This window comes from Spiroplasma sp. hyd1 (assembly GCF_016082235.1).
Classification (GTDB): Bacteria; Bacillota_I; Bacilli_A; order Mycoplasmatales; family Mycoplasmataceae; genus Spiroplasma; species Spiroplasma poulsonii.
Map to the genome: position 1 here is coordinate 1 of NZ_JXYY01000044.1, position 11,121 is coordinate 11,121.

The 11,121-nt window shown below is 24.1% G+C and carries 10 protein-coding genes; 7 read left to right on the forward strand and 3 right to left on the reverse strand.

Going from position 1 to position 11,121, the window contains the following annotated elements:
* Positions 1 to 236: 236 nt before the first annotated feature.
* Complete coding sequence (locus tag TS70_RS04900) at positions 237 to 1,577, reverse strand: Mbov_0401 family ICE element transposase-like protein (RefSeq protein ID WP_198049572.1); 1,341 nt, start codon at positions 1,575 to 1,577, stop codon at positions 237 to 239.
* A 251-nt stretch (positions 1,578 to 1,828) separates the two neighbouring features.
* Here TS70_RS04900 and TS70_RS04905 point away from each other — a divergent pair, with 251 nt between their 5' ends.
* The 7 genes from TS70_RS04905 to TS70_RS04935 all read left to right on the forward strand — a co-directional run bounded on the left by TS70_RS04905 (position 1,829) and on the right by TS70_RS04935 (position 9,811).
* Positions 1,829 to 2,227: a hypothetical protein gene (locus tag TS70_RS04905; protein ID WP_040092461.1), complete on the forward strand. Its 399-nt coding sequence runs from the start codon at positions 1,829 to 1,831 to the stop codon at positions 2,225 to 2,227.
* Positions 2,220 to 3,680 (forward strand): PBSX family phage terminase large subunit, encoded by a 1,461-nt coding sequence (locus TS70_RS04910; protein ID WP_198049573.1) that lies wholly within the window; start codon positions 2,220 to 2,222, stop codon positions 3,678 to 3,680. Before TS70_RS04905 ends, TS70_RS04910 begins: the two co-directional genes overlap by 8 nt.
* Positions 3,680 to 3,958: a hypothetical protein gene (locus tag TS70_RS04915; protein ID WP_198049574.1), complete on the forward strand. Its 279-nt coding sequence runs from the start codon at positions 3,680 to 3,682 to the stop codon at positions 3,956 to 3,958. Before TS70_RS04910 ends, TS70_RS04915 begins: the two co-directional genes overlap by 1 nt.
* Positions 3,951 to 5,342, forward strand: a complete 1,392-nt coding sequence (locus TS70_RS04920; protein ID WP_198049575.1) for a hypothetical protein — start codon at positions 3,951 to 3,953, stop codon at positions 5,340 to 5,342. The genes TS70_RS04915 and TS70_RS04920 overlap by 8 nt, the downstream gene beginning before the upstream one ends.
* Before the next feature lie 4 nt (positions 5,343 to 5,346).
* Positions 5,347 to 8,598: a hypothetical protein gene (locus tag TS70_RS04925; protein ID WP_198049576.1), complete on the forward strand. Its 3,252-nt coding sequence runs from the start codon at positions 5,347 to 5,349 to the stop codon at positions 8,596 to 8,598.
* Positions 8,599 to 8,690: 92 nt separating this feature from the next.
* Positions 8,691 to 8,954, forward strand: coding sequence for a hypothetical protein (locus TS70_RS04930; RefSeq protein WP_198049577.1), 264 nt, complete (start codon positions 8,691 to 8,693; stop codon positions 8,952 to 8,954).
* A gap of 59 nt (positions 8,955 to 9,013) precedes the next feature.
* Entirely contained in the window at positions 9,014 to 9,811 is a 798-nt protein-coding gene (locus tag TS70_RS04935; RefSeq protein WP_198049578.1) for an IS3 family transposase, read from the forward strand.
* Between the two features lie 50 nt (positions 9,812 to 9,861).
* Here the strand turns inward: TS70_RS04935 and TS70_RS04940 are convergent, their stop codons facing one another.
* Together TS70_RS04940 and TS70_RS04945 are read right to left on the reverse strand one after the other, a co-directional pair.
* The gene (locus tag TS70_RS04940) at positions 9,862 to 10,410 is read right to left on the reverse strand and encodes a lipoprotein (protein WP_198049579.1); all 549 of its coding nucleotides are present in this window, start codon (positions 10,408 to 10,410) and stop codon (positions 9,862 to 9,864) included.
* An 86-nt stretch (positions 10,411 to 10,496) separates the two neighbouring features.
* Positions 10,497 to 11,054: a hypothetical protein gene (locus TS70_RS04945; protein WP_198049580.1), complete on the reverse strand. Its 558-nt coding sequence runs from the start codon at positions 11,052 to 11,054 to the stop codon at positions 10,497 to 10,499.
* Positions 11,055 to 11,121 lie beyond the last annotated feature (67 nt).

Here is an 11,121-nt window from a genome sequence, read left to right on the forward strand (position 1 = left end):
TTCAATTTCCGAGTTTTTTTCCAAAACCCCAATATTTTTTATACGACCNNNTTGGTCGTATAAATTATTTTGGGGTCTTAAATTAATATCTTAGAAATTGTGGAATAATATACCACTTACTTATTTAAATTGTATTACTTTTAATTTTATTGTCAACAATATTTCAGTATTTTTTTAAAAATTTATCCACGACAAAAATACATGTTTATTAAAGTTATTTAATTTATTAGATAATTTTAATAAAAATATAAGTTTGGTTGTAAATTATTATTTACAAAATTATTAACTGAATAATTAATTCTATTTTCTTCTAATGGTTCGTTAGTATTAAATAAATTAATTTTATTTTTAAACTCCCTCATACTAGAATTTAATTTATTTCTAATAGTCTTTTCGCTATAAATTGCTTTTTTAACCATAGCATCTTTTCAATAATGAGAAATATCACCCTCAATATGACAACCAACATTATTTCATAATGTTTGATTTCTGACACCTTCTTCATTATTTTTAATTAATGTAATAGTTTTATTTAAAAAATCTAATTTAGTATCACTTATAAACGATTTACTATCTTCTAAACACTGTAATAATTCTTCATATTTAGCATTAAAAAAATAATCAACGGCTTTATGATATGTTTCTCTATTTTCTTTGTTTTTACTTTGAAACGGATATAGTTTTTTAAATCTACTTGTAAGATGAAATTTATCTATTGTATAGTGAATTTTATTTTTAGGAAAATATTGATGCATAAAATTTTTAGTATTTTTAATTCAAGGTGCACCATCACCTAAAATCATAATTTCAATATTGGGTGTCATGTTATAATGAGTTTCAATTAAAGTAAATAATTTTAAAAGAACTGGTTTTAAATTTGCTTCTTTTTTAAGATAATCTGGAATATTATCCATTTCAAAAATACCTAATTTATTTGCAATTACAGGTCTTTTTACAGTATATTTTTCTTCATCAAAACCAGTATGTACAGTAGAAACTATTGTGTGTTTTTTTATCTTTTTTCGTCCTTGTTTTGTTGCATCTAACATTTTCAAATAAGTACCATCCATTTGAATATATAAAGTGTGGGGAATATCTATTTTTTTATTAGTTTTATTAATGTAATATTCTTCATCAGTTTTTGCATTTTTAATAATATTAGATATTGTCATTAAACTAATTTTTACATGTTCCATAGTATCTAAAATATCTTTATATCTTTTTTTCTCAATAATAAATGATAATATTTTTTCTTTAACAGAATTATCTATTCTTTGTCATTTTTCAATGCCTAAAAGTTTATCCAAAGGAAAAATATATTCTTCTTTACCTGTTTCTGGATTAATTTTATAATATCTTCTTCTTTTAAAAGTTATTTTTCCATTTAAAATTACTAATGTTCTTTCAATTTTATCTTTTACTTTATAATCTTTAAATTCTTTTAAAGTTTTATCAATTTTGTAATTTTTAAAAATTCATTTATCATAATCTTCTGAACTTTGTTGAATAATTTCAATACTCTGTATATATAATAAATTAATAAAATTCTTAAAAAAATTGTTATCAACATTCATCATTTTTTACCCTCTTTCCTTAGTTCTACACATTAACACAAAAATAATAAAAATGCAAAAAAAGATATTATTTTTTATTTATTATGTTATAATTTAAGTGTTAATTATTAGCAAATTAATTTAACTGAAAAAAGTAAAGTAATTTACTTTTTTTTATTTTGATGTAAAATATAGATAATAAAAAAAAGAACCCTGTCAAGTTCTTCTGTACATGTTTTTCTCTACTTATATTTAACCATATAAAAGGAGTAAAAATGAAAGAATTTAATCCAAAAACAGCAAGTTTGGCGACTTTTTATCGTAAAATAGAGCAATTTTGAGAAAATAAATCACCTAATAAACCATATACTTTGAATGATTTAACCAATGAATTCAATCTTTCTCGCAAGTGAAGATATGATACTTATGCGAGCGAAAAGATAGTTCCTTTGCTTGAAAAACAAGTTGATAGAATTGAAAGTGAAATAATTAATTTTATGATGAAATCACCTGATGGTGCTAAATTATATTGACAACGAGCATTTAATTATAAATATTCACTGCAAGAAAAACAGTTAGAACAAGAATTAAACTTAAATAATCAACAGCCAATAATTGTTAATTTACAAACGGATATTAGAGATATTAAAAAAGAAAGTGATAATAATGCTTAATCATTTTACTTATTTGTTAGAAACACCTTATTGGTTATTACAAAATAGTACTGTTGGTGATAAATATCCCTTTGCAAAGAAATATGAGTTAGTTAATGAAATTAATCAAATTGGAACACGATATAGTGGTAAAACTATTTCAAATATTAAAATGTTTGGTGAATTATTAAAAATTAGTTTATTAATTAAAGAACCAATTTGTATTATTGCTAGTATGTATTGAAGTAAAGATTTAAAAGATAGTGTATTTCAAAATATCTGAAATATGTTAGATGAAAATAATATTTCTTATACTATTAATTTATCTAATTTTACTTTTACTTTATCAAATGGTAGCAAAATATATTGTAAAGGTTTACATTCACCAAGTCGAAAAGAAAAATTAAAAGCGTTTGCTGATTTAAATAAATATAAATTAGTAATTGATTGAAGAGAAGAATGTGACCAATTTCAACAAAAAGATTTAAGTGATTTAGAGTTTGCTATTCGTGGTTATCAAAATAAAATAACAATTAATACATGTAATCCTGAAAGTTTAAAAAGATATATTGTTGGTTATTGTAATGAATTAATGTCTTTTGATGAAGAAATAATGCGTAGTAAATATGAACAAATAAATTATATTGAAAAATGAAATATGAAGATTATTATTCATTATTCTAGTTGAAGATTAAATTATGAATTACCACAAGATAAAGTTAATGAACAATTAAGATTAGAGCAGTTAGATATTGAAAGAGCAAGAGTTTGGAGTTGAGGATTGCCTGGTAATACTAGTGGTTCAATCTTTGCAAGATATATTGATATTATGCAAGCAACAGATATTATTCAACCTACTAAATTATTAGGTGGTGTTGATTTAGCAAACTCTACTAGTCCAAAAGGACATACAACCGCTGCTAGTTTTTGAATATATAATTTATTTGATAAAAAAGCATATAAAGTAGCAGAATATACACACTCAAATGCTACACAGCAGTTTAAAGGACCATTAGAACAAGTAAAAGATATTTTAGAGTTTTACAACAATCAATTAAACCAATACTTTAATTTAATTCAACAAGGTATATCAATTAATGTTGATGATAGTGCTTATGCAACACTAGAAAGTTTAAATAAAGAAAAATATAATTATACTTTTGGTCAATACATGCATTTTAAACCAGCACAAAAGCAGAAGTTTAAAATAAAACATCGTGTAGAAGCATTTACAATGTTAATAAATACTAATCAATTAAAATGATTATGAGAAAAATGTCCTGTAAGTAAAACACAATATGAATTAATTCAATGAGAAGATAAACCTGATGTAAGAGAAGAACGAATGTTAGATTTATATGATGATACATTTGATAGTGATTTTTATGCTTTACACTTTGAATTAGTACCAATGGTTAAACATAATAGTTCAGCAGATTATAAATTATGACAACAAAGGGAGTGATTAACTTAATGAAAAAAGATATTTATGTAATACATGATGAGCGTGTAATAAATGCAAAAAGACCTTATATGTCTGTTTGTGGACAAGTTAAAAAAAGACTTTGTAAAGAATTAAAAAAAGATAATATCGCAATATGTAAATTAAATTTATATAACGAATATATTAAGAAATATCAAAAAGTTAAAGTATGTGTACAAGTTTTAGCAAATGAACCAAATTTATTAACAGTAAATATTATTAATTATGCACTTATTTTAAAATTAAAGGAGCAAAATAACAATGAATAATACTTTCCCTAGTTTACCAAACTTAAATGATATTAATAGTGTTTTAAAATATTATAATTATGATTGAACAATTAATTTAGCAAATATTATTGCTCGTCATCAAATGCGATTAGTAAATGGTAAAGATATTTTATTTAAGTCTCATCGTAAAGACATTTTAGAAAAATTAAATTGATGATATGAAACTTATAAAATAAAAGAAAAATTAGATAAGAATGAATTAACAGCAAGTTTAATGGGTAAAACTATCTTCGGTTTATTAGAAACTAGTGATGGTAATATTGATTTATGAATTAACCCATTTAACTTTACATCACGCGTAAGTAAAATAAATGAAATTGAACAAGGTGCTGATATTTGATTAAATTATCATCAATCAGATAGTGGTTTTATTTTAAATTTAATTTGTACCAAAGATAAAATAGTTATTAAAGGTTGACCAAAAAATAATGAAGTAGTTGTTGGACAAAGTAAAACACAAATTAAAGATGATGTTAGACCTGTTTTAGTACAAGAATTTAAAAACAAATTAGGTATTGTCCCTTTTTGGGAAATGATTAATGAACCTAATCCATTATTCTTATCTACATCGACAACTTTAAACCCATGACCTACAATGGCAAATTGTTATAAATTACAATTTGATTTAGAAGATAGTTTTAATATTAAATCAAAAGAAAGATGAGCAAACCGTACTCATTGATATGGGATATTAGATGATGATTTAATGACTGCTTATAACAAAGGCAATAAAAAAGTATTACAAGATGCTTTTGATGATATTTTTATTCAATCAGGACAATCAGCAGTAGATGGACAATTATCCCAATCTTTACAAGTAGTACAAGGGTCACCAACCTTAGAAACATATACCGAAGACCAAAAATCAATTATTGAACAAGTATATATAGCATGTCATTTTTCTAGTCCTTTTGGTGATAAATCAGATAATGACCAAAATAAAACACAGTCATTATTAACTAAAACCAAAGATTTAGAAAAACAAGCATATTTACAAGCATATCGTAAACAATATTATACTAAAATGTTTGATACTGTTTTAAAATATTATGGTTTATGAGATGGTACTGGTGAAAGACCTTATGGATTTGATTTTGTTAGTGCTGGTTTAGTAGACCAAATGCGACAAAATGAATTAATTACTACTAGATTAGATAATGGCACAATGGAACCAATAAGAGCCATTACTGAATATGATAATATTGATGAATTAGAAGCACAAAAATATTATGAAAAAGTAGAAAAATGACAAGATACTATGCAACAAAAAGAAATGGAACATAATAATAAATTACTAGAATATGATGAAACTGGTAATAATCAAAATGCCTTACAAGGTAGAACAGAAATTAAGGAGAATTAAATAAATGGAATTTAGTATGGGAAGAATTGAGCAATTAAGAAGAGATGCTCATAATAATTTGATACAAATAAGAGAAAACATAAGAGATAATAGACATTGAATGGTATTTCCTTTTAATGTTTATAGTTCATATATACCTGATACAGAAACAGGTTGAAAGCCTAATAATGCTAAACCAAGTGATTATGGGAGTTATTCACGCATATTTGATAATATGGAAAGTACGATTGCTCAATGACAAGATAGTTTAAAAATAGTTCAAAAATATAAAGGTGAAGAAATTAATATCTTAACTATTGATGACTTTAAAAATCAACCAGTTAACTCAACAATATGAGCCAATAATGAAACACCTTTTGCGATAAAATTAAAAGATGAAAATAATAATGTTTATTGAAAATTAATTGATGGTGAAAACATTTATGATGTTAATAAAATGTTAGAATACTTAAATCAATATAAATTAAGTTATTTTATAAATAATGATAATAAAGCAGATAATTTTTATACAAAAGAAGTTAAAGTTGGTAAATATTGAGATGCTTATATGATTGATGATAGAAGTTCAATTCAATTTGGTGAAGCCAAATTTGAACAAGTATTTACTCAACAATCAACAGAACGACAATATACTTTATTAATTTTAGATGAAGATATTACTAAATTAAATATTAATGACTATTATAATTTTTATACTGTATTTAATGACCGTGGTTTAAATATTGGTGGTGGTGATATTAATTCTGCACCACAAGATAGACAATGATTATATCCTTCAAATGTTATTAATTATTATTCACCTTATGATGGCAGTTTCTTATGACAAGAAATTACATTTTCAAGTATTAATGACAAAATTAGTAATAGTGGTTTGGCAGTAAGACAATTTATTCAAACAAGTGCCCCAGGCGAAGGTTATTGTTTTCCTAAAATAACTTATGATGAAAAACTAAATAAAGGTATTGTTGAATTAGATGAGGTTTTATTAAAAGACCCAGGGGTTAGAGCAATGGCGGTTAAATTTTATGGTAATCCTATCTTTTTTGATATGCCTGTTATTGGCCGACCAATTATTAAAGGTCAATTTAATAAAAAAGTAATGAATTCTCGTGATTTATTAATGTATAACATGTATCCTGCTCCACCTGATAAAATAAATACTTATGCATCACCCGAAGTAAGTTGATATAACATTCAAGGGATACAACCAACAATGATAACTGGTTATGAAGATTGAAAAAAAGATATGGAAAGTAGATACGACTTTTGAAAGCAAAAAAATAGTGAGGGCATTGTAATAACTGATAAAGCGAGTTCAACAGCAACCAATCCGACTGTTGGAACAACTATTCATAAAGAAGATAAAGACTCTAAATTTTATTGGTCTAAAGATTGAAAAATAACACCACCAAGCAAAATAAAAACAAATGGCGGTACAGTTGATAATATTATTAGTACCCAAGCATCATCATATTTTAGAAGAAAAGATGAATTTGGTAATACAGTAGGATCTGTGCAAATTGAATATAATAAAATGGGTAAATGTAATGTTTGAGATATTTTAAATATAAATAATTTTATTAATCGTCAAATTACAATATTACCTTTAAACTATACACAAAAATTAGTATTTAATCCTTTTACTATTCCAGGCGGAGTTGGTAAATTCTTAAACTTTATTTCATTTGGTATTCCATGAGGTTGAGTAATTAATCAAGATGAAAAAACTTGACCTAATTTTCAATGACTTAATGGTTTTATGAGTGCTAATATTTATAGTTTCTATAATGATGCCTTTTGGTCTGAAAACTCAAAAGGTAAAGGTTATTTACCATTTGAAATATTTAGAGAACAAGGAAATGATAAAGTAGGTGCTATTTTTGGGGCAAATGCTACTAGTTTAGGTTTTACAACTTTATTAACTGATAAATGCAAAGGTACTGTTTTAACTAATGATGGTAAACCAACAGAAGAATTAGTTTATTCAACTTATAATTTAAAACAATTAAATGAAAAAACTAACCAAGTTTATTTAATTAATGAGCAAACCAAAGCAATTGATGCTCAAACACCAGTTAGTGATAGTGAAAAAGATAATGATTTAGAATTCTTACAAACACCTGATGGTACAAATTGTAGTTATATAATTGATATGTTTTCAATTCAAGCATTATATAAAGGTAATTTTGAAATTATCTTTTATGCTGATAATCCATATACCAATAATGAAGAAGATTATTTACGCTTGTCAGTATGAAGCTTTCGTGGTAAAACAAAAAGTACATTAAATAATTATTTACGCGATATGACAACTAATTATAAAACTAGTTTCTTATTACCTCATGATTATGAAATACCAACATTTAATTATCCACAATATGTTCTCCCACCAGTACCATATAACTATCAACCTTATACAAAAGATATTTGAGATGCAAATGCAATTCAGCCGTTAAAAACTAAAATTATAGCATCTGCACAATGCACTAATAATATGTATAAAGTTGGAACAATTAATTACTTTAATTTATTTCCTGATGAATTTAATTCTGCTTATTATGAGATTGAAATTGATTTAAAACAAATTGATCCTACAATTCAAAGTATAGATAAATTTATTAGTTCATATAAAACTATAGAAATAATTAATACTGGTGGTTTACAAATTGAATGTAAAAAACCATATATAGAAAATTTTATTTTTGATAAAAGTGCAAATATTTTAAATGGAACTACAAGTTGTGATTATGTTTTAGGACAATTAAATAGTTTTATTTTTAAAAATGAGGGTCAATCACAATCTAATAAAATTAATTTTGATAATACAATACCTCCTTTATATACTGATAATATAACTAATGAAATTCAAACATTCGCTACTGGATATACCGAGAAAAAAAATAATAGTATTAGTTCTATATGAAATTTTTATCATTATAGTCAAAATCCCGAATATTATGATGAGCAAATGTATTTTGCTGTTAAAACTTCATCATTTAGCGATGATAATAATAGCAAACTTACAGAAACTTATTTACAAGCATATTATACTAATGATGTAAAATTAAAAATTAGATTTTCAAAAATAATAAAGCCATATTTACTTTTTAATCGTGAAAGTTATAAACCACCTTATCCAAATATTAAAAAAATGGGTAATGATAAAAATATAACAATAGATATTAATAATCAAAATGTATTGGGTATTAGAAATAGTACTACTAGTCCTATTCAAATTACAATTAAACCACGGTAAAAGAAAAAAAGAGATTAAAAAGACTGCGCCCCAAAAAGTAAGTAAAATTAAAAAAGAACTTTACTAAACTTTTAGAGGAGGTGCATTTTTTAATGGCAAGAAAAGGACAAAAATTTAAAACATATACTGCAGAATTTCGAAAAAATACAGTAAAAGAAATTGAACAAACATCACTTACTTATGTTGCACAAAAATATAAAGTAAATATAAAAACACTTAATTCATGACAAATAAATTTTAAAAAAGGAATTTTAAATACACCAAAAGGTCCAAAAGAACCATTTGGGAAAAAAGATTTAAACTATTACAAAGTTAGGTATGAATTATTAAAAAAGCTCCATGACTTTTACAATTAAATAAACAAAAAATAGTATCTTTTATAAAAGAAAATCGTGCTAAATATTCATTAAAATTATTGCTTGATGTAACGGGTTTAAAACGTAGTTATTGAGATAAATATAAAAATTATTCAATCAGCCATAAGGATAATGAATCACTTAAAAATATTGTAAAAGTCTATGAAGAAAATTTAAAACAATTTGGATATCGTCGGATAACTAAATATTTAAAAGAAGATTATGAGATTATTTATAATGCTAAAAAAGTATTACGAATTATGAATGAAAATAATATTCAAGCTGAATATGTAAAACGCATACGCAGAAAAATATTAATAAAACAGACCAAAAATAAAAATATAATTAAATATCCTGATTTAGTAAATCGTAAATTTAATAGTATTAAAGAAAAATTTAAAGTTTTATTTACTGATGTAACTTATTTAATTTGAAATGGTAAAAAACATTATCAATCAACAATAATTGATGGACATACTAAAGAAATTGTTGATGTGCAGTGATCAAAATATAATGATAACAAAATTGTTATGAACAATTTGGATGCTGCAATTAATAAAATTAAAGAAACAAAAAAAGATTTGAGTGACATAATAATTCATTCAGATCATGGATTTCAATACACATCAAAAATATATAATAATAAGTGTATATCTAATGGAATTAGAATTTCTATGGGTAAAAATTATCATTGTGCTGATAATATTGTTATCGAAAGTTTTCATTCTTTATTAAAAAAAGCAACAATTCATAACAATATTTACTTATCGCATGATAAATATATTAATGATGTTAAAAAATGAAATAAATGATATTCAAGCCGCAAAGAAAAAGATATAATAAATAAAAGTTTATAAACCTTTTTATTAATACTTACTAAACGGGGTGCAGTCTAATAAACTCTTTTTTATTCTTCTTTAACTTTTACAGTCCCATCTTTTTCAATAACTAAATCAGGTTCTTGTGTAGTTAAATTTCAACGATAAACTGATTTAATTCAAGTTTTTAATGGTGGAAAAGCACCATTTTCAAATTTATTATTTCAAGGTATTATTAATTTTCTTTTACTGTCATAAACAGTTAATAATTGATTTGTTTCACCTTTTATGTAATATATATCTAGTGTATCATCATTTAATTTATCAATATTGTGTTTTTTTCCTTCTTCTAAATTATTAATATTTTTAAATTTGATAATTATTCAATCTAATTTTTCATCACCACGCCATACTACATAATATCATTTATTATCAACATTATTAAATGGTTTTTCTTGTTGTGCTATTCATTCTAAATTGTTTTTAATAGTTTCATTTATTGTATTTATTTTGTTTTCTTCTTTTAATTTTGCTAATTCTTTGGGTGTATATTCATGTGGTGTATTACAAGCAACTAAACTTGTTGTACTTGTTCCAATTAAAGTTATTGTTCCTAAAAGACTTAATATATTTTTCATTTTTTATAAATTCCTTTCTTTTTATAGTTTGTTAATTTATTTAAAAATGGAAATAAATTACTTATTTCCATTTTACTTTGATTTATTTAATAACTTCTTTCATCAGTTCTTACATTACTAGAAATAAAATCTACATTACCATTATTACGATTAACTTTCATAACTATTCTCATTCTGTGTGTTTGACCACCATTATTATTTCAATCATTCATAATTCTATCTCAGTTATTTCACATTCCTTTTATGAATAAATCAACAGCATCATCACTATTTGAACAGCATCCAGCATGTTGATGAATTCCTTCATCCATTCAAACACCATTAAAAATTCTATTTCTAACTAATTCTTTATAACGATTATAATTTCCCAGATTGCTATTACGATGTGAGGTAATTTCTCTAAATAAAGCAGGTCTAAATGAAGCATATAAGGTATCTTTATATCTTCCTGTAGCTTCTATTTCATCTCTATTATCATTAAATCCTCTTTTATTTCTATTTAATTTTTCTAAATTATTTATTTGTTGATAATTAATATCACTATTTATAGTTTCTTCTTTTTGATAAGGATTAGCGGCAATTGTTGTTGGGATAGCAGTTCCACTAATTGTTAATACGCTTAATAAACTTAGTAATTTTTTCATTACTTGTTTTTCTCCTTTTCTTATCTTGAAACTTTTTATCAAGATTTACCTGCATTATATATATATA